General features: G+C 47.1%; 16 protein-coding genes and 2 tRNA genes. 13 read left to right on the forward strand and 5 right to left on the reverse strand.

Going from position 1 to position 19,645, the window contains the following annotated elements; all coding sequences use genetic code 11:
* Nucleotides 1-46: 46 nt before the first annotated feature.
* The 4 genes from SGI97_10385 (at nucleotide 47) to SGI97_10400 (ending at nucleotide 4,344) form a co-directional block, all read left to right on the forward strand.
* Nucleotides 47-643, forward strand: a complete 597-nt coding sequence (locus tag SGI97_10385; GenBank protein ID MDZ4724295.1) for an RHS repeat-associated core domain-containing protein — start codon at nucleotides 47-49, stop codon at nucleotides 641-643.
* 1,142 nt (nucleotides 644-1,785) lie between these two features.
* A complete protein-coding gene (locus SGI97_10390; protein MDZ4724296.1) occupies nucleotides 1,786-2,445 on the forward strand; it encodes a hypothetical protein in 660 nt (219 codons plus the stop codon).
* Between the two features lie 305 nt (nucleotides 2,446-2,750).
* Nucleotides 2,751-3,641: an RHS repeat-associated core domain-containing protein gene (locus SGI97_10395; GenBank protein ID MDZ4724297.1), complete on the forward strand. Its 891-nt coding sequence runs from the start codon at nucleotides 2,751-2,753 to the stop codon at nucleotides 3,639-3,641.
* A 100-nt stretch (nucleotides 3,642-3,741) separates the two neighbouring features.
* Nucleotides 3,742-4,344: a hypothetical protein gene (locus SGI97_10400; GenBank protein MDZ4724298.1), complete on the forward strand. Its 603-nt coding sequence runs from the start codon at nucleotides 3,742-3,744 to the stop codon at nucleotides 4,342-4,344.
* A 545-nt stretch (nucleotides 4,345-4,889) separates the two neighbouring features.
* Here the strand turns inward: SGI97_10400 and SGI97_10405 are convergent.
* Complete coding sequence (locus tag SGI97_10405; GenBank protein ID MDZ4724299.1) at nucleotides 4,890-5,126, reverse strand: hypothetical protein; 237 nt, start codon at nucleotides 5,124-5,126, stop codon at nucleotides 4,890-4,892.
* Between the two features lie 123 nt (nucleotides 5,127-5,249).
* On the opposite strand from SGI97_10405, the gene SGI97_10410 reads away from it, so the two are divergent.
* Nucleotides 5,250-5,335 (forward strand) — tRNA-Leu (locus SGI97_10410).
* A 50-nt stretch (nucleotides 5,336-5,385) separates the two neighbouring features.
* Here the strand turns inward: SGI97_10410 and SGI97_10415 are convergent.
* Together SGI97_10415 and SGI97_10420 are read right to left on the reverse strand one after the other, a co-directional pair.
* Nucleotides 5,386-6,768, reverse strand: coding sequence for an FAD-binding oxidoreductase (locus SGI97_10415; protein ID MDZ4724300.1), 1,383 nt, complete (start codon nucleotides 6,766-6,768; stop codon nucleotides 5,386-5,388).
* Between the two features lie 2 nt (nucleotides 6,769-6,770).
* Complete coding sequence (locus tag SGI97_10420; GenBank protein MDZ4724301.1) at nucleotides 6,771-8,183, reverse strand: C1 family peptidase; 1,413 nt, start codon at nucleotides 8,181-8,183, stop codon at nucleotides 6,771-6,773.
* A 288-nt stretch (nucleotides 8,184-8,471) separates the two neighbouring features.
* Between SGI97_10420 and SGI97_10425 the strand changes: the two genes are divergently transcribed.
* Together SGI97_10425 and SGI97_10430 are read left to right on the forward strand one after the other, a co-directional pair.
* Nucleotides 8,472-9,890 (forward strand): Glu/Leu/Phe/Val dehydrogenase, encoded by a 1,419-nt coding sequence (locus SGI97_10425; GenBank protein ID MDZ4724302.1) that lies wholly within the window; start codon nucleotides 8,472-8,474, stop codon nucleotides 9,888-9,890.
* An 897-nt stretch (nucleotides 9,891-10,787) separates the two neighbouring features.
* A complete protein-coding gene (locus tag SGI97_10430) occupies nucleotides 10,788-11,369 on the forward strand; it encodes a redoxin domain-containing protein (GenBank protein ID MDZ4724303.1) in 582 nt (193 codons plus the stop codon).
* Between the two features lie 24 nt (nucleotides 11,370-11,393).
* Here SGI97_10430 and SGI97_10435 read toward each other — a convergent pair whose 3' ends face one another.
* Nucleotides 11,394-12,353 (reverse strand): Gfo/Idh/MocA family oxidoreductase, encoded by a 960-nt coding sequence (locus tag SGI97_10435; GenBank protein MDZ4724304.1) that lies wholly within the window; start codon nucleotides 12,351-12,353, stop codon nucleotides 11,394-11,396.
* 137 nt (nucleotides 12,354-12,490) lie between these two features.
* Here SGI97_10435 and hisS point away from each other — a divergent pair, with 137 nt between their 5' ends.
* The 5 genes from hisS to SGI97_10460 all read left to right on the forward strand — a co-directional run bounded on the left by hisS (nucleotide 12,491) and on the right by SGI97_10460 (nucleotide 17,288).
* The gene (gene hisS / locus SGI97_10440) at nucleotides 12,491-13,918 is read left to right on the forward strand and encodes a histidine--tRNA ligase (protein ID MDZ4724305.1); all 1,428 of its coding nucleotides are present in this window, start codon (nucleotides 12,491-12,493) and stop codon (nucleotides 13,916-13,918) included.
* Nucleotides 13,919-13,960: 42 nt separating this feature from the next.
* Nucleotides 13,961-15,499, forward strand: a complete 1,539-nt coding sequence (locus SGI97_10445) for a hypothetical protein (GenBank protein MDZ4724306.1) — start codon at nucleotides 13,961-13,963, stop codon at nucleotides 15,497-15,499.
* Nucleotides 15,500-15,644: 145 nt separating this feature from the next.
* On the forward strand, nucleotides 15,645-16,616 hold the full coding sequence (locus SGI97_10450) for an ROK family protein (GenBank protein MDZ4724307.1): 972 nt from the start codon (nucleotides 15,645-15,647) through the stop codon (nucleotides 16,614-16,616).
* A gap of 64 nt (nucleotides 16,617-16,680) precedes the next feature.
* The gene (locus SGI97_10455; protein ID MDZ4724308.1) at nucleotides 16,681-17,055 is read left to right on the forward strand and encodes a hypothetical protein; all 375 of its coding nucleotides are present in this window, start codon (nucleotides 16,681-16,683) and stop codon (nucleotides 17,053-17,055) included.
* A 160-nt stretch (nucleotides 17,056-17,215) separates the two neighbouring features.
* Nucleotides 17,216-17,288 (forward strand) — tRNA-Phe (locus SGI97_10460).
* Nucleotides 17,289-17,758: 470 nt separating this feature from the next.
* Here SGI97_10460 and SGI97_10465 read toward each other — a convergent pair.
* The gene (locus SGI97_10465) at nucleotides 17,759-18,169 is read right to left on the reverse strand and encodes a hypothetical protein (GenBank protein ID MDZ4724309.1); all 411 of its coding nucleotides are present in this window, start codon (nucleotides 18,167-18,169) and stop codon (nucleotides 17,759-17,761) included.
* Between the two features lie 222 nt (nucleotides 18,170-18,391).
* On the opposite strand from SGI97_10465, the gene SGI97_10470 reads away from it, so the two are divergent.
* Nucleotides 18,392-19,606, forward strand: coding sequence for a PLP-dependent aminotransferase family protein (locus SGI97_10470; GenBank protein ID MDZ4724310.1), 1,215 nt, complete (start codon nucleotides 18,392-18,394; stop codon nucleotides 19,604-19,606).
* The last annotated feature ends 39 nt before the right edge of the window (nucleotides 19,607-19,645 follow it).

A 19,645-nucleotide genomic window follows, 5' to 3' on the forward strand; every position in this document is an offset into this window, starting at 1 on the left:
AACTGACGTACAACTGACGTACAACTGACGTACAACTGACGTACAACTGACGTACAACTGGCACAGATACTACAATCCGAGGATAGGCCGGTACTATCAGGCCGATCCGATTGGGCTGAATGGTGGGATAAATGTGTATGCGTACACTGGTGGCAATCCAATTAGCCGTTACGATAAGGATGGCCGCATATTTCAGTGGTTTTGGGATGATCCAGTAGAACTCTCAGCACACTCAAACGAGGCTGTAACCTACTGTGAATTTCTTAATCACATTAAGGGCCGAAGCTTTGAAGATGTTATCCACGAATTTGATCGAAACCCACGAGGTGATTTAAGTGCTGAAGGACCTGATGATAGGTTTCGTTACGTTTTTGATCCTGCCGATCCAAAACGGGTTATAGACATGAGACATTTTCTTGTGATTGGACAAATGGGAGAATACTCAGGTTTAGCTGTAGAAATCCACCAATATATAACGGGAGAGAAAGGAGCCTTTGACGCTCAAGACTTTTTCTCTAATGATTTGGGCGTAAACTGGCATGTTTGGTATTTTTGGGCGGGTTGGAGAGGTTTCGAGACATCTCTGAGGAACTTCTTCAACGGCAGACTGCCGACCGATCGCAAAGATTGTGAGTGCAAATGATAAAGAATTCGTTCTGGCTCATTATTATCGCGGGTTGCTTTCTCTTACATGCTTGCAATAGAAAAGAAGTCCAAGAGAGGCTTGATAAATGCAATAAACTAAAAGTCGGCATGAAGTACCAGGAAGTTCTCAATATAATGGGCATTCCTAAGAGTATAGCTGTTTTTTCAGAAGATACTGTATGGCTGTACTCGTGGAACTACACTGGCGGTCTGTTAAATACTGCCCCTGCTCCGGTTCGTTGCTACATTGACGCCAGCACAGGTGTTGTCACTCGCGTAATTTGTGGGGAATGAATCGCGTTTTATTTCCTACGCAACTAATTACACAGATAAGACAATTGTCCGGAAAACAAAGTAGTGTTCCTTTTGTGAGATCTTTGACGAGACGGTCTCGATTACCAATTTTGCGCGCTACCCCGGGCAGTGGAAAGAGAGCGAATCCAGACTGACGTACAACTGGCACAGATACTACAATCCGAGGATAGGCAGATATTATCAGGCTGATCCTTTGGGGGTTCACGGAGATGAAACGAATATGTACGCCTATGCCCTCAATAACCCGCTGAGGTATTCGGATCCAACCGGCACATCTATTTTCTCACGGTATCAGGAAGTTTCTGCCATCATGAATGGTATACAAGCCGCATCCGACTATCTCTGGTCGCTCCTTCCTAGTTCAGTGCAACGAGGCGATTACATCGGAACGACCCATGGTGCATTTGCTTCAGAGTTTTGGTCGGCTCGATATGCACAGAGTGGCAGTTGGGTAGATTTTGCGGCAGGATCATTTGCCGCACTATGGACGCCAGATACATGGACTGCAACGGCAGGTCTTTTGAGTGGAGCCCGTGGACTGCAATCAGTTTGTAATGTGCCAAGGAGCTATTGGAACTATTTCAGTGGGTCGCCGAAAGCAAATCCCACTTGGTTGGCTGGGAGCAGAACCACGGGACCGCCCTATGGTCTAGGTTTTGAGGCGAGGTCGGCTCTCAATTTACCTCCGCAAAACCTAGCCACGTCCGTTCAAAGGATAAGTGTCCCTTGGTGGCAGCCTGTAATCGGACCAAGATACCCCGGATTGCAACCTCAATGGGGCTGGCCGAACAGAGGGTCAGGCTTCGAATTTGTGCGAGGGATAAAGTGGCCGAAGTACTAGTTCCAAACAAACTAATAGCCCTGCATGCCAACAAACACGACGGCCATGGAGAAGAGGTTAATCTCGCCAAAATAAAAGAATTAGTTGAGCAGGGTATTGCGCGAGTATTAGTATTCGGTGAGTCCGACCTCACGATAAAACTGAATATACGATTTGGTGAAGTTTTCCATCGTTGTACCGAAGATGAATGGCAGGCGATGATGTCCTACCTACTTAGCACGCATCAGGTCGATGCTCGTAAGGCGATTGAGAAAGACCGAACTGGACAGAAACTTAATCAAATTGCGTATGCCATGACCGCTCCGCTGGCGGTGGTTGGCATTTTCGTTGGACCGCCGGTCGGTCTTGTATCGCTTGGCATTTTATCAATGTCACTTTTAACTTACATGATTGCGGTCCTTCGAGTGAAATTGTATGAACCACCTACACCATTTCCTTCGCTATATTTGCGTAACTGTGCGATAGGACTGATTTGGGTTTTTGGGATTCTTTATTTTTTCCTAAGCCAACTTTGGTATCCCCAAACGGATTATAAAACCACTGTGCTGGGAATCGTCTTTATCACACCTTTCGTTGTCTTGTTTTTTTACTATCGATGGCCAGAGTTAAAAACGTCGTTCGAGGGCGGGAAAATGTTGGTTTAGCAAATGGCGGATGAGAAAATTTGGGTTGAGAGTGAAGGAGCCAATAATTTTCATTGCGTTCACTTGCTGTTTAACTCTTAGCTGCTCAACTGAGTACTACGTTCGGCTAAAAACTCTCCGCAAGAACTATCACAAAATTGAGGTTGGGATGACAAGATATGAAGTTACGTCACTAATGGGGACCCCGGTTAAAATTAGGTACTCGAAGCGAAATACCTGCATTACAGAAAACTGGTATTATGCTCAAGACTTGACGCTTTCCTCGCCAGCTGAGTGCCATATTGATTCAGCCAAAGGAACTGTAATTGGCAAGACGTGCAGGGAATGAACGTGGCGCGGCCGTCACCTCAGGTTATGACGCCTGGAATCGGCGAATCAAGAAAAGCTATGGTGGAGCTACTTTCTACTTTATTCCGGCGCTTGATGGCCAGCAGTTGGCCGAGTATTACAGCTCGGGCGGATGGCAGGCTGACTACGTTTACCTCAACGGCGTCCCCATTGCACGGCTTGGCAACAGTTCGCAGGGCGGCAGAGAATACTATCTGACCGACCATCTGGGTACGCCGCATGTTCTGGCCGATTCAGCCAAGACGGTCAGATGGAAGTCCAGGAGCTATCCCTTTGGTGTTATCTACAATGAAGTCACCTCAACAAGCAATTATGTTCGCTTTCCCGGGCAGTGGAAGGATAGCGAGACGAGGCTGACCTACAACTGGCACCGCTATTACAATCCGAGGATAGGCAGATACTATCAGGCCGATCCATTGGGAGTTCACGGAGATGAAACGAATATGTATGCCTATGCCCTCAATAGTCCGCTCAGGTATATTGATCCGACGGGGCTAAGTTCGTGGAGGCCGGGAATTGTGATCGCACTGAATGGATTATCAGACCAATTTAGCTCATTCTGGGGAAGTGAAGTCACTCCTGTTATTCAGCCGTGGCTCGACGGCGAGTACTTCGGCACGAATTACGGGGAATTTGCAGTAGACTATTGGGCAAGTAAATACAACCAAAAGAGTGACAAGTGTGAAGATGACCAGTTCAGACCACTCTACGGAACGATGGGAGGATTCGCCGCTCTTTGGACAAAGGATACATGGAAGGAGACAGCGTCGACATTGGGAGGAGGCTACTTGACACGTGTTATTGGTCCGTTTCCTCCAAGAGATCTCCACCGTATGTCGGTAGAATAAGAGACTTTATTCGGTTTGATTCTCCTCAACATCGAAAGGGTTGGGAATGGGATGGACGACTCATAAAGTGGCTTAGAATTTTTTTCAAGTAGGAGAACTCATGCTAAGACTTTCCTTAGACTTACCAGTTTCCGCAAAAGAGGCCAAGAAACGTAATTTCCCCGACCAGACTTCGAGATTAATTGTCGAATGCTCTGATGGTAAGAATTGCCTGCGTGAACTCAGTCGGGCTCTCTACTCGACGCATATTCCCACCAAAGCGCTTCTTGCCCAGACCATTTTATGTTATGAAAAACCCGAAGATATTAGCTCAGTTCTAACTAAATCTAAGATTCCAAACTGGTTGGATCGAGATGTTACAGTAGGACAAAAGTCCGCTAAGAATCTTATAATCCAGTGTACGTCAGAATCGACTGTATTGAAGGTTTTGCAGACCGTTCATTCTGAAGCGTTAGTATTCTACAATTCTAACTTAATAGACTCTATCCCAGAATTTGATAGCAATTTAATAATGACCTCTCTTGATGGTTATTTTGAACACAAATTTCTGGCCTTTCAGTGCACATACGATTTCTTCGTGTTTTACGAATCCACACATGAATTGATTGCGATATTTGGTGAAAGTGCCTCTGTGTACCATTGCTTCGAGACAATACATCGAAACTTTCGCCCGGAAACAAATCAGAATGCGAAAATTCTGTAGCTTGTCATTTAGAGTGACGTTCTGTCTTGGTAGACAATATGAAAGTTAATGCCTCTCTTGCAGTGGTGCAAGGAGACACCGCAAGACAAAGAGGTCATTCAAGACCACCCGTATTTGCCGTAAGCCTCCCGGGCAGTGGAGAGAAACCAACGGAGACCTGACCTACAACTGGCACAGATACTATTATCCGCGAATTGGACGGTATTACCAGGCTGATCCTTTGGGGGTTCACGGAGATGAAACGAATATGCACGCCTACGCACTAGTAGGGAGCAGTATAGTCGTGACATCCACATCCGCAAAGTGACCGGCTCTACGTCGAGGGCAGACTGCGGACGAGGAAAGAGACACGGTCGAGCGGCCAGACAGCAGCAACACACCTGAAGCCCATTCTGACCGTGGCCCTCTACACGGGCATGCGTAAGGGTGAAATTCTCAAACTCACATGGAAAGATATTGATTTTAACCGCCGAGTGGTGTACGTTCGTGACTCCAAGAATGGGCAAGCACGGGAGATTCCGATGGCCGATGAAGTCTCAGACACCTTAGCCGAATTGCCAGTAACGACCGGCTTCGTCTTTACACGACGTGATGGGTCGAACGTCACGAGTATGCGGACGGCGTTTGAGAATGCGGTCCGCCGCGCGAAGCTGGAGGACTTCTCCTTTCATGACCTGCGCCACACCTTCGCCTCCCATTTGGTGATGAGCGGCGTGGATCTGCTGACGGTGAAGGAACTGCTGGGTCACAAGACGATTACCATGACATTGCGCTACGCGCATCTGTCCGCGTCCCATAAGCAGAAGGCGGTGGCGTCGCCGAAGTTTGGTACTAGTCACAAATCGGTCACAAGCGGTGAAATTCCCGTTGTGCCTAAACGCGTAAGTCATTATTGTTCAAAGTTCGCCGGAGTGGTGAAATTGGTAGACACCAGGGACTTAAAATCCCTTGCTTCGAAAGGGGCGTGTCGGTTCGAGTCCGGCCTCCGGCAAATTCAAATGTAAATAAGAAAGATTGACATGCTTGAGATACAAATGGCGGCTACGCTATGTCGAAAATTTTACCGGGATTGAGAATATTGTGCGGATCAAACTGTTTTTTGATTTGCCTCATGAGTTCGACGGCGTTTCCATGCTCTTTCAGAAACTGAAGTTTCAAACCAAGCCCGATGCCATGTTCACCTGAAACCGTGCCACCGATTCGAACCGCTTCCTCGACAATCTCAATATTTGCGCGAACTGCCCGGTTCCATTCTCCAGAGTCATGTTTGCGAGCAAGCATAAGGGCGTGGAGAATGCCGTTGCCGACATGGCCAAAGGTGAATATCGGCGTATAATGTTTCTCCCCAATTGTATAGCAAAACGTCACCATATCCGGCAGCCTGGAAATAGGAAATGCAATATCGTTGCGAATAATACTATAACCGGGAAGCAGTTGCTTGATTGATTCTGTCACCCAATGACGGATTTCCCATGGCTGTTGCCCTTCGGGCAACTGAAACGGGAGACCAAGCTGTTCTGAACAGATCGCTTCTGCGGATTCGGAACTTGATTGAAGCAAAGAAGGGTGGCCGTGAAATTCAAGCAAGAGCATCGGAACTTCTTCAATACCGTAGCTTTTGAGTTTATTCAAAGCACCAATTACCCGTTTGTCCAAAAATTCTATGGCTGCAACATCGACACCGTAGCGGCGCATTTCCGACACAGCCTGCGCGGCGGCTCTCTCTGTAGGAAATTTGTATGCCTTTTGCAGGCGTCCTTCGGGCAATCCAGCAAGCTTCAGCACGATTGACGTAATAATTCCAAGTGTGCCTTCAGAGCCGCACATTAGTTCGACAAGATTATATCCGCTTGAGCGTTTTACAGCCCGATTGCCCAGTTTGACTTGTTCACCGTAGCCTGTGACGACATCAAGGGAGAGAACATAGTCCCGTGTCCCGCCGTACTTGACAGAATAGATGCCACTTGCATTGGTCGAAACCATTCCGCCGACTGTGGCAAAGTCCCCTGAGCCGCCGGGTGAGGGAGGGAAGAAAAGGGCATCGCGTTTGAGATAGTCGTTGAGCTTGTCGTATACGATACCGGGTTCGATTTCGACTTGAAGGTCTTCCGGCCAGTAATTCCGAATAGATGACATGCGGCTGACATCCATTACGATTCCGTTTGAAAGAGGTATAGCTGATCCCTCGAGCGCGCTTCCGGCCCCACGAGCGGTTATTGGCGTGCGGGTCTCAATGCATAGTCGTACCGTGCGGAGAATTTCTTCGGCATTGAGCGGCCAGACTACAGCGACCGGCAAGACGGGCGCGTTTGCGGATTCGTCTTTTGAGGCTACAGCAAGCTCATCCGGTTGAGCCGAGACGCGAGACGAAGAATAAATGTCAGACAACCGCTGGAAGAGCGAGTCTTTTAATCCGACTGCCACTTTTAGTTACCAATCTTGCGAATAGCTGTTGTAAATGGCTCCCACATCGGCAGGAGAATTGGTGTCTGGCTTAACTTGGCTGTGTCTTCTTCTGATAGGAGCTTTTTGTCGATAACTGTTACATAGACATATTGATCGAACCAATCATTATAAAGGTACCAAAAGCCTTTGTCCCCTTTTGCTGTTCCCCAGCTATTTTCGACAAGCCATTTCGCGGGCAGGCTTCCTGCAACCGTGTCAACTCCAACAAAAGCCATCGCATGGGTCGGTGAACATTCTCCATAGGCAAGCTGGTTTGCCTTGGACATAGAGAAATCTGTCTGAAGAATGCCGCTGTAATCATAGATATCTTTAGCCAATAAGCCCGAATCGCTGATATGTTCATGTCCGACATCGCAAGCAAACCAAACAGCCTGGCTGTCAAGAAGCATTTTTAGGGCGTAGGTCTTGTGTTTGTCGATGGGCAGATTAAGTACGGTCATGTCTGGTCTATCGGCCATATTGCGGCTCAACTCGAGCTGAAACACTTTGTCGTAGGGGTAATTAGGGTTGTCCATCAAAGCAACATAGTCTGGCAGGGACCCGCCCACATATTCGCGGTAGAACGAATGCGGCGTGTATTTTTTGGGCAATACCTGGGTGGAGTCTTTGGCTTCATAACGAAAGGTGAACTCAGTCGGGGGATTGCCATAGCTAAAGACAAGCAATTTATATATCTCAGCCAACATTGCTTCTTTCTTTTTGCGCAGTGACCCGATTGATGTTCCATTGCGGTGCAGGGAACGAAGCTCAGCAGCATCGGCGCGGAGTTTACGATTGATAAGCGTGTTTATCGCGCCAGTGGAGGCAGATTGTTTGGATTCAGGCATAGCGGTAAGCGGAACAATACCGTACTTTTGGATGAGATCCGAAAAGTAATTCCACCAGCCGCCATCGCCGGTCGGGTCAGAGACAAGCATATCGACCACCCTGTCCGTTGTCGGCAAGCTCCCGGTGCTGATAATCTGTTCTAAGAAAAGATTTGATTTTTCAAGTTTATCCCAGAATGTCAGATATGGCTGAGATAACTCAAAATCGGCAGTCTTTAAGCGTGTAGCCACATCCGGCGCCACTGTATTTAGCCCGGCGAACATCCAGCATCGCCCCGAGCTACGTTGGTTCGTGATGCCTCCAGCTTTGAGTTTGAAGTTCATCAGCTTGTCGTGCTGAATGAGTTTCTCTCGGTTAAGGGAGAGGGCGTTTATCTCGTTATTGGTCACGATATTTACAATTCCCTTGTTATCTCCCAACTTAGCGTAGTCAGATGAAATCCTTTCGAGCAAACTTTTGTCAATTCCTCCCAGTTGCTGCAAGTCTTCTGCTTGAAGGCGTGATACCAGAATCATGACGATTATTATAACGACACTGAGTTTCATGGCTGTTCCTCGTTTCTTGTGTGAGCAAGCGTATCTCTTAAGTCTACTACAAAAGTCAAAAAAAGCAAATAAATCGGTTGGCCACGGAGCCTTGCGGCCTAAAAAGAGTGTTTCCGAGGTGAATATCTCTCAAAATGAATCTTGCGAATTTGATTCAGACAGCATAGTATACAGCGCGAAAGAGTCCACTGAACGACAGAAACGTGGTCCCTGGAGGGTTAAATGAAAACTGCAGCGGCAGTGAAAATAAAGCAGAGACCTGCCAGCCACGGGCGCACTGAGGAGAATATGGCCGAGCAACATTTGTCATTTTTTGAGACCGTGGGAGCGTTTTTTGATAAGGCCGCTGTGCATACCAAATACCATCCCGGGCTCTTAAGTCAGATCAAGATGTGTAATAGCATTTATGAATTCAAGTTTCCCTTGCGCCTCGAAGACGGCAATATTCAGATAATTCAGGCCTTTCGAGTCGAACACAGCCATCATAAACTTCCCACCAAGGGGGGGATTCGTTACAGCGAAATGGTAAACGAAGATGAAGTAAAAGCTTTGGCCGCGCTTATGACGTATAAGTGCGCGGTAGTCGATGTACCACACGGAGGTGCCAAGGGCGGGATTAAGATTGAACCCCGAAATTACACTGAAGAACAACTGGAAAGAATAACCCGTCGCTACACCGCAGAATTGGTAAAAAAGAATTTTATAGGGCCCGGCATCGACGTCCCGGCTCCGGACTATGGAACAGGCCCGCGTGAAATGGCGTGGATCGTTGACACTTACGCCGCGCTCAACCCGGGGCAATTGGATGCTGCGGCCTGTGTAACCGGCAAGCCGCTTGCCCAAGGCGGTATCAATGGTCGAACCGAAGCGACAGGACGAGGTATCTTTTTTGCTGTTACCCGAGCAACATCATACGCCGACGATATGAAAGCGCTCGGGTTGTCGCCCGGTGTTGAAGGCAAAAAAGTCGCCGTGCAGGGACTTGGCAATGTCGGCTATTATGCCGCAAAATTCCATCAGGAAGCTGGCGCGCTTCTGGTTGGCTTGTCCGAGTTCGAAGGCGCGATCTACAATCCGAAGGGAATGGATATCGATGCCGTGATGGCGCACCGAAAGGCCACTGGTTCGATCTTGAACTTTGCAGGCGCAAAAAATCTTAAGAAGAGTATAGATGTTCTCGAGGTTGAATGTGATATTCTCATCCCAGCGGCGCTGGAGACCCAGATAACTGTGGCAAATGCCGGGCGGATCAAGGCGAAAATTATTGCCGAAGGCGCCAATGGCCCCACTACCTCTGATGCCGATGATATTCTCATCAAGAACGGCATCATGGTACTTCCTGATATGTATGCCAACGCTGGCGGAGTGACCGTTTCATATTTTGAATGGCTCAAAAACCTGAGTCACGTCCGCTTTGGACGGATGAGTAAGCGTTTTGACGAAGGCACAAACACTCGTTTACTTGATGCCATCGAAAATATCACTGGTCGAAGACTTTCGCAGGAAGAACGAAGACTAATTATTCGCGGGGCCGATGAAATTGATCTGGTCAACTCAGGACTTGAAGAGACGATGTACAACGCGTACGATGTGATTCGTGAAGTGAAGAAGTCGAAGAAAAAAATTCCTGATCTGCGCACGGCGGCATTTGTGTCGGTGATTGATAAAATCGCTGTTTCGTACGCACAGCTTGGAATATTTCCTTAGTCGATTATGTGAAATTGTTTGATAGAACGGCCGTCCATCGATATGGTCGGCCGTTTTTTATGATGTGAAAGTGATACAAAATTGTTGACTGTCGCTGACTCACACACTATTCTGTCTCTGAAAGGAGGTGAGAGAATATGCGCAAACTTATCGCTGGCCTTGTTCTAATCTTTGCCGCCGCGTTCGTCGTTGGCAGTGTAATGGCAGCCAAGCCGTTACCGGGCAACTGTACTTACAGGTGTGATTGCATGGGAAATCCATTGAAATGCTGTACGTTTGATGGTGTTACCACATGTAAACCCACAATGGATATCGGCTGTCCTCAGATAATTACCTGTTAATTAAGGTAGTCCAGGGCAAGGGATAATTGAAAGATTGACAATGCGGGGATGGGTAGAATCTTATCCCCACAATCGGTTATTTAATTTTGAATCGATGATATGGCCGCCCATATATATGGGAGGCCTTTTTTTGTGACTTGGTTGTAGCTCAAAATTGTTGACTGTGGACAATTCACACATTATTCTGTCTCTGAAAGGAGGTGAGAGAATATGCGCAAACTTATCGCTGGACTTGTTCTAATCTTTGCCGCCGCGTTCGTCGTTGGCAGTGTAATGGCCGAGTCACTACCAAGGAACTGTTTTTACGACTGTGATTGTCTGGGGAACCCTGTGAAATGTTGTACACATAATGGTGTTACTACATGTAAACCCTCGAACAATATCGGCTGTCCTCCAATAGTGTCCTGTTAATTTAGGTACTTCTGAACAAAGGATAATCGAGAGATTGACAATGCGGGGATAGGTAGAATCTTATCCCCGCGCTCTTATTTGGTGTTATTGTGAAAAGCAAAATTTCTCCCAATGGCAGATTTCAAGCAGAAGGCTAAATAATTAGATGAGTGAGCAGAAAAACAATTCTTTAAGCATTTCCAAAATCATTCTGATTGCAATATTAGTTTTTGGAGCAGTATTCGGCGGAGTTTATATGGGTCTCAGAAGTAGATCACAAGAACCGGAGCCGATACTTTCAATGGACGGCGATACATTGCTGACAAGCTTCACCAATGGGACCATATTTCCGCAAGAAGAGTTTATGACTGAGGAGGGGACGCTAATCAGCAGCGCCGAACTTTATAAAGATTCCGGGGCAGTGCTCTTGTTTATGGAACTAGGATGTCCGCCATGCAACGAAATCTCCCAGCTCTGGCAGGATATGATTGACAGCAATCTGATAGATCGGCAGCGCGTCGCCGGCATCACGTACAGCCTTCCCGGTGAGATACGCATGTATAAAAAAGAGCATTCCATCAACTTTCTTATCTATTCAGATACCGGTCTGGTGTTTATGACAAAATATGACGTGAGGAATTTTCCCTTGGCTGTCTATGTCGGTCAGTCCGGAAAAGTGCAAGGTCACACATTCGACTCAAAAGAACGAATAGATGCCAATACTATTGCGATCTACCTGGCGCAATAGCCGGCTGAACAGGGAATTGTGTTGTTAGTCCTTGATTACTTTGACGAGCGTTGGATGCGCGTTATTGTTTAGCCCGATTGATGCGGCTTCGCGGATATCATGAGCGAGGGTGACTGACGGCCGCGCGTCGTCGAGACCGAATCCACGTCCCTCGACTGTTTCGCGGTAGACCTCGGTGTGCAGGTCAGTGAATCCCTCAGAGAATTCAAGCTCGGCTCCGTCGATGATTATTGAACGGAAAGTCGGTTGGTCTTTGGCGACAATCTCAAGAGGCAAATCCTGCCGGTCAATAGAGAGAAACCAGCGAACACGAGCATTCTGAAGCTCAATAAAGCCTCCGGTTTTGGTGCTTGAGCTATAATGCACCTCGCTATGTTGAACTGGTCCAAAGAGCCATATAAGCAGATCAAAAAAGTGGATTCCGATATTTGTTGCAAGGCCGCCAGAACGGTCGCGCTGGCCCTTCCATGAAACGAGATACCAAATTCCGCGCGATGTGATATAGGTGAGATCCACTTCGTGTTTCTTTGCGCTTTTCTCAGAGCTGTATTTGGCTTTCAAGGCTTTCAATGCAGGATGCACGCGAAGCTGTAGAATGGTATTTACCTTTTGACCGCTCTCGCGCTCCAGTTCTGCAAGGGCATCGATATTCCAGGGATTCAACACCAGCGGCTTTTCACAGATAGCATCGGCTCCGATACGCAAAGCAAACCGGACATGGGCATCATGGAGATAGTTCGGAGAGCATATCGAAAGATAGTGTATGCGCTGGTCTTCGCCGGCTCGACGAAGTTTATCGCAGTGGCGGTCGAAGCGTTCAAATTCGATGAAGAATTTGACATCATTAAAGAAACGGTCAAGAATACCCACTGAATCATTGGGGTCGACCGCGGCAATCAGTTTATTGCCTGTATCTTTGATTGCCTTGAGATGACGGGGGGCGATATATCCGCCAACACCGGTTATTGCGAAATTCTTACTCATATATTTCTTTCATCGACATGCAAGTGGCAAAAGTAAATGATTGACAGTCCGTTTGAAAGCGGAATTTTTGGCGTGTTTGTCTGTTGTCAGTTTAAATACTTTCCTGAAAGAATATAATTCATACATTGAACACCAATATGGCAAAAGAGAAACCGAAACGGGTAACACCGCAGATTCTTAAAGGCTTCCGCGATTATTCTCCGAAAGAACAAATTGCTCGTGAAGAAATGCTGGGGAAAGTCCGCGAAGTTTTCGAACTGATGGGTTTTTTGCCGCTTCAGACGCCTTCCCTTGAATTTGCGCAGACATTGCTTGGACCGCATTATAGCCCCGATTCGCTTGCCGAGCTTTTTGGCTTTTTGGGACCCGATAAAGTTGAAATGGCGCTGCGCTATGAGTTTACTATCTCACTGGCGAGATATGTGGCTTCGCAGCCGAACCTGCCGCTTCCATTCCGCCGCTACCAGTATGGCAACGTCTGGAGAGTCGATAAACCGGGGCCGGGCAGGTATCGCGAGTTCATGCAGTTTGATATTGATATCGTGGGCACAAATAATATTCTCGCAGATGCCGAGATTATTGCGGCGATGGTGACGACGTTCGATCACTTAGGTGTCAGGAACTTCAAAGTTCGTTTTTCAAACCGAAAGATTCTGAACGGTATTCTCCGATGGGCGGGTGTTCCACCGGACAAGGGCCCGGATGTTTTGCGAGTCATCGATAAGCTTGAAAAGCAGGGGGAGGATGCCGTATTACGAGAACTTGGTTCCGGCAGAATTGACTCATCTGGCGACAAAATTATCGGTCTTGAGTTGCAGGGAGACATAATCGCCCGGTTGGATGAATTTTTGAGCAAGCCGACATTGGAACATTGCGAGCAACTCTTATCTACTCTTAACCATGAGACTGAAAGCCCTCTTGTTGGTATTGAGGAGTTGAGAAAGATTGAACAAATATTGGGCTCGCTTGAAATTGATTACACAAAATATTCAATAGACCCCACAATTGTCCGTGGACTTGGCTACTATACCGGCCCGGTTTTCGAGACCACATTGCTCGACATGCCAGATTATGGGTCAGTATTTTCTGGCGGGCGGTATGACAATCTTATCAGCCGCTTTTCCAGCCAGCCCCTGTCGGGAGTAGGTGCATCTATTGGTATCGATCGCCTTCTTGCCGCTTTGATAGAGCTCAAAGCCTTATCGCTCCGAGAGGCGACATCGTCGGTTTTGGTGACAATCATGGAGCAGGACAAATTAGCTGAATATCTGAAAATCGTTCAAGAGCTCCGCTCGTCGGGAATTGCTTCAGAAATATACGTCGGAGAAACCAAGAATTTGACCAAACAGATCAAGTACGCCGATAAAGTTGGGATTCCGTTTGCAGTGATGGTTGGCTCGGATGAATTTGCCGCAAATACTGTCACCATCAAAAATCTAAAAGCTGGCGGGAAGAAATCCACTGAGACAGAAGACCGAAGTCAATGGCTCGCCGCAGAAGGTGTACAGGAACAAATCCCGCGGTCATCTCTTGTTACCTATCTCAAATCCAAACTGGCGCTGTAGGCTGAGTTGTTCGATTCTAAAACAGGTTGACTTCACTCTCTTATGGTCTATCTTTCCTCAGTCATGAAACAATTATTTCAGAGTCTAAAAATTATCATTTGTCTTATCTGTATCCTGTACTTTGCGGCAGTATCAGCGTTCAGCGTTGGCGATACCTCCCGCACAGTGGCGGCATCGGAATCGGTGGAATCATTTCGTCCTGTCGGGGAAGTACGTCTCTGGACATTTTCTTCAGGCAACAAATCATTCGGCCAGCTTATCTCGAAATATGTCAGGAATACAAAAATCAATGATCGCCCGGCTCTTGTCTTTGAGGAACAATTAAAAATTGACTATCGCATATTCGAAGTAGAGTCTGATATCTCTGTTATCGGAGAACATTATATTTCTCCGAGCGGCCAATATCTTGGTGACAAACTGGAGATTACTGCCAACAAACAATCTGAAGCCTTTGAGATGCTAAGAGACGGGAACACAATCGAGGGATTTTTCACCCGAGGAGGCGAGAACGTTTCGGTCAATGTCACCCTCCCCGAAACTATCCTCGCTTGGGAGCCAAATTTTGTTGATCAACTCGAGATCCTGATGGCAATGAGGGCCCTTAAAGTCAATGACACAATAGTGGATTCGATTTACATGCCTCAGGCTGGAAATACGGCCAGAGTGATCGGGACAATTCCATATTTTATGTATCAAGAATTGTGGAAGAATAGATTCGATTCGGTCTTTATTATTCACCTTACAGAGCCGCAAGTGACCCAGCTTTATTTTACAGCCGACAAACGGCTTGTCCGAGTTGATTTTCCCCAACAAAAAATTCGTGTTTATCAGGACTCTGTTGCGAAAGGACAGCAGGAGAATCCCCAAACAGCCAGCTCTATTTTAGTTTCGCTAGTGGCAGTGATTCCACACGCTTTTGCTTACTCGATTATTGCGATTGCCGCATTTTTTCTTTTTACAGGAAAGAAGATAGCCGTGAGGGAAGCTGGTATTGCGCTCATCATAGGTTTGTTACTATTCCTGCCGGTTATCTGGACGCTGGTGCCTCTGCAGAAATATCTGATAAATAAGATGATTCTTTCGGCGATACGCGATGGGGAGTCAATATATTTGCTGTCACTTCTGCCTGCCTTTGTCGGGGGTGTGCTTCAGGAAATACTCAAACTTGCTTCAAGCGCATTGTTTCAAAAACTGAAATCCGTCAAAAACTACAGACTTTCGCTAATCGGAGCCGTTACCGGAGCTGGATTTGGTTTGGCCGAGGCTATATATCTCACGGTTGGCATGATTACGCCGCTCTTTTCCATGAATCTTCTCGAAAGATCGTTTCTAGTTCTATTTCACACGGCGACTAGCGCACTTCTTGGAAGCTCTCTAGCCCTCAAGAATGTCAAAGCGGTCACGCAGATGCTTGCATTGACTATTGCGGTTAATCTGGTACTTCGCTATCTGCCCGTACTTGTTCAGCAAAAAATTGTCAGTGTCGGCTGGCTCTACCTGATTCTTGCTGTAATTGTCGTTACGATGACAACTGTGGCGCTTTTTGTCCTGAAACGCAAGCCATCGTCGGCGAGGGCATAGGCTCTCAAGCTGCCTATTAGAAGGATATGCTCTCCCTCTTTTCTTGTTGACTCCATTTCGTATGCGATCTATCATCGCCTCTTCTCACATCCTTTGCCGGAGTGCTTTGATCTAAACTGTATGGAGATGTAACAGCGCGAATACCATGTCAGAAAACCTTGTCTACGCCGGGATTGATATCGGCGGAACCAGTATTAAGTACGGTCTTGTGGATGATAAGGGGAAAGTGCTTTTCAAAGAGCAAAAGCCGACCCTTGTCGAAAAGGGCGCCGAGCCGCTCATACACTTGGTTACCAATATCGCCGAGTCACTTCTTTACCATGCCGCAGAAGAAGAGCACACCATACGCTGGCTTGGCGTCGGGACCCCCGGCTCTGTTGACAGCAAAACTGGGAGAGTCATCAGTCAGTCTCCCAACATAGCTGGTTGGGAGGGAATGGAAATTGGCGGAATCTTAAAGCAACGCTTGAACCTCCCCGTCCATGTAGATAATGACGTCAATATGATGTCGCTGGCAGAGTCGCGATTTGGAGCAGCAGCAGGGTATAATTCCGTTGTGTGCGTAGCAGTAGGCACCGGGGTGGGCGGAGGCGTGATATTCAACGGACAATTATGGCGCGGAGCAAACCACACCGCTGGCGAAATCGGGCACATGACGATAGATTACAACGGTCCTCTGTGCCGGTGTGGCAATAAAGGGTGTATCGAAGTCTTCTGCTCTTCAGCAGCCATCATGGCGCGAACGTCCGAGCATCTCAAACATGGACTTACGCCGATTTTCCAGGACGTGCTGGATGGATCGCTCTCGAATCTGAATGTCCGTAAACTTTTTGCAGCAGTCAAAAAGGGGGACGAGGTGGCTCTTCAGGTCATAAACGAGACAGCGTCATATTTGGGAGCCGGGTTGGCAAGTGTTGTGAATCTTTTGAATCCGGAGATCGTAGTAATAGGTGGAGGCGTCGCCGATGGGGGCGGCGGGTTTGTCGAAGCCGTGGCAGCAGAGATTAGAAGACGAGCCTTCAAACCGGCAGTCAGCAATCTTCGGGTGGCGAAGGCGTCTCTTGGCAACGACGCGGGTTTTATTGGCGCAGCGATAGTTGGTGACTTTAAGGTTTAGCCGTGTATATTATGTTATCGTTTATGTTAGTTTGTAAATGTGTGTATGAAAAGGGTGAAGTTTGATGAATGCAACAACCACGGATAGACCGATGACTTTTACGGTAGCCAAATGGTATGGCTATATTTTTTCCATCATGTTCATTCTCTATGGCGGGGTAAAAATACTGCTTGGGTTTCTTGATAGAAATTACGAAGGGGTTTCCACGCCATTCGTGTTCCTCCTGGCAGGTATAGTCATGATAACGCTTTGTTTTGCCTATCGCGACAATCGCCCTTGGGGATGGTACGGACTCGTAGTTTTGAACGGATTGGTTGTCGTCCTTGCCCTTTTTGGGCTGAGGGAAGCGATGAATATCGTATTCCTGGTGCTCTCTCTTGGCGCGCTTGGAGCTCTTCTCTCTCCTTCGACAACCCGCGCGTTTTTTCAACCTCGATAGTTTATTCGGGAAGTTTCGTTTGTGCGGACAGCATTTACCGCATGGAGTCGCTCAATCCACTGGGTATTATAATCCCAGTTTGGTTACTGCTTTCTTAGCCACACAATTATCTGTTGACTTGAATGTTAATCTGATTAAATTGGCGTCTTCATTTGTGAATGGCGCCCTAGCTCAGTTGGTAGAGCAACGGACTGAAAATCCGTGTGTCCGCGGTTCGATTCCGCGGGGCGCCATAGTTTACGAGCATCAAGTAGTCACCCATTTACATGACCAATAGTGCTATTATACGCGATGACACAGGTACAAATCAGGGTGATAAATATTGCTATCGCCATGAGCACTTCGGAGATTATACTTTCTTCTCCGTTTGCTTTCCGAGTTAGTTGAGAAACCAAACGCGCCATGATATAAAATCCCACCATTATGCCAATGGCGCTGAGAGTCGGATTGTATTCTTCAAAAAGGATATGGAAGTCCTTTCTTTTTTGAGTTTTAATCAGGTCGTCAGCTTATAGCATTGAGGGGCACGGTGCACTCCACGTACTTTATACCTATCAAAATACAGGCAGAAAGAGGCATTTTGAGGAGTATATATGTTTTGGTAAACGAGCTTTTGTTGGAAAATGGAACCAGTAGGATTCGCTCTTCTACACTGAGCCGGATGCACATGCAGGGTAAACAGTCAATTTAAGAATAGAAGGGCTTATTCTGAAACCGGAGCGACAAATTTAGAGCCGCATGAACCGCAGCCGCCGCAACCCTTTATCTCTTCAGTCATGACGTCGATTTTTATCAAAGCGGTCATCTCAATACCATCGGGTGAAGATGCAATCGAATCAATAAAGCAGACGTCGTCTGGACCCGATTTGGAATAGCCGAGCATTGCCGAAAGCCCTTTTTGGATTGCGACAAGATGTTTGAGATGGATCAATTCTCCGGTGACAGTACGAATTGTCTGTGACTGGAGGAAAGAATCATAATCGGTCTTCAGTATTTCATCGGCAGACCGCGACGAGACCCATTCCTTAATGAGCGATGGCATTCCCAGAGATCCGCCGCACGTCTTTTTTTGCAGTGTGTACGATTTTACCTTGTCGTCAAAGCCAAGGTTCAAATGCAGGACTTCTGATACGTCATTGCAGGGCATATATTATGATATTGTATTGTTGATGTAATATCAAGCATTGGTGCCTGATTCTCAAAAGAAAGTGCATATATTTTGTTGTCAGAGCGTGGTAGTTATAGCATATATTAATGCCTGCCTCGCAAGGGCATGAAAGAGCTGCGCATCGGGCTTTAATTGAAAGTATGCTTGCGATTCAGATACGGAGTATGTATGACAGCATTCATAAACGGAAAATCGGCCGCGGATTGGAAGTTAACAGATATTGTTAATAATCTTGAGCCGTCGGCCATTCGCGAGATACTGAAAATAGCTTCAGATCCCGATGTTATCTCGTTCGCGGGCGGCCTTCCAGCACCAGAAATGTTTCCACTCACCGATATGAGCCGGATTATGCCGGAGGTGTTGAGTAAGTATGGATCGACAAGTTTGCAGTATTCTTTGACCAGGGGGATATTGCCGCTTCGTGAACAAATAGCCTCACGAGCAACTGCCCGCGGATCGGCCACCAAAGTAGAGAACATACTTATAACATCAGGCTCTCAGCAGGGCCTTCAACTCATTGCCCGTGCTTTCATTAATCCCGGAGATTATGTGCTGACCGGCAATCCTTCGTATATCGGCGCGCTTCAGGTATTCAGCTATTACGATGCCAGATACTGCACGGTTGATCTTGATGAAAATGGTATGAACATTGAAAAGGTTGAAGAGCAGATTAATAAATGCAATCCAAAATTCATATATACAATTCCTGATTTTCAAAATCCCACAGGCACGTCGCTCTCTCTTGAGCGGCGCTATCAACTAGTTGAAGTTGCCGCCAAATACAACATACCGATTGTCGATGACAGTCCATACGGTGATCTCCGCTTCAAGGGTGATCGTGTTCCGTCGATAAAGTCTATTGGCGGTGATGGTGTGATAGCCCTTCGCACATTTTCTAAGCTTGTTGTGCCGGGCCTGCGCATCGGTTGGATAAATGCGCATAATTCGCTCTTGATCCCACTGGAGCGGGTGAAGCAGGCGACCGATCTTCACAGCAATACATTCGGACAGTATGTGCTCTATGAGTTTGTTCATCAAGGACTGCTTGAGCCCCATGTACAAAAGATTTGCCGCGACTATAAAGCCAAACGAGACCTGATGTTGAGAACAATGGATGAAACGTTTTCCAAATCCATCAAATGGACGAAACCAGACGGCGGGCTGTTCCTCTGGGTGGAATTGCCGAAAGGGATTTCGACACGGGAGCTTCTTGTAAAGGCCCTTGAGAAGAAAATTGCCTATGTGCCGGGGCAGCCCTTTTTCCCGAATAAAGAGGGGGACAACACGCTTCGCTTGAACTTCTCAAATTCAACGCCTGAGAAAATAGTCATGGGCATTACCCGATTAGCCGACCTCTTCAACACTGCGATTTCGAATAATTGAAGAATTTTTTTCCTCCGTTCAATCGTCCTTATAGTGCGT

The sequence above is a fragment of the Candidatus Zixiibacteriota bacterium genome, assembly GCA_034439475.1.
Classification (GTDB): domain Bacteria; phylum Zixibacteria; class MSB-5A5; order GN15; family FEB-12; genus JAWXAN01.

Excerpts from the sequence above, each read along its gene's own strand:
- SGI97_10400 (MDZ4724298.1), top strand. The coding sequence starts at position 3,742 with ATGCTAAGACTTTCCTTAGACTTACCAGTTTCCGCAAAAGAGGCCAAG.
- SGI97_10405 (MDZ4724299.1), bottom strand. The coding sequence starts at position 5,126 with ATGCGCGTAGCGCAATGTCATGGTAATCGTCTTGTGACCCAGCAGTTC.
- SGI97_10420 (MDZ4724301.1), bottom strand. The coding sequence starts at position 8,183 with ATGAAACTCAGTGTCGTTATAATAATCGTCATGATTCTGGTATCACGC.
- SGI97_10425 (MDZ4724302.1), top strand. The coding sequence starts at position 8,472 with ATGGCCGAGCAACATTTGTCATTTTTTGAGACCGTGGGAGCGTTTTTT.
- SGI97_10430 (MDZ4724303.1), top strand. The coding sequence starts at position 10,788 with ATGAGTGAGCAGAAAAACAATTCTTTAAGCATTTCCAAAATCATTCTG.
- SGI97_10435 (MDZ4724304.1), bottom strand. The coding sequence starts at position 12,353 with ATGAGTAAGAATTTCGCAATAACCGGTGTTGGCGGATATATCGCCCCC.
- hisS (MDZ4724305.1), top strand. The coding sequence starts at position 12,491 with ATGGCAAAAGAGAAACCGAAACGGGTAACACCGCAGATTCTTAAAGGC.
- SGI97_10445 (MDZ4724306.1), top strand. The coding sequence starts at position 13,961 with ATGGTCTATCTTTCCTCAGTCATGAAACAATTATTTCAGAGTCTAAAA.
- SGI97_10450 (MDZ4724307.1), top strand. The coding sequence starts at position 15,645 with ATGTCAGAAAACCTTGTCTACGCCGGGATTGATATCGGCGGAACCAGT.
- SGI97_10455 (MDZ4724308.1), top strand. The coding sequence starts at position 16,681 with ATGAATGCAACAACCACGGATAGACCGATGACTTTTACGGTAGCCAAA.
- SGI97_10470 (MDZ4724310.1), top strand. The coding sequence starts at position 18,392 with ATGACAGCATTCATAAACGGAAAATCGGCCGCGGATTGGAAGTTAACA.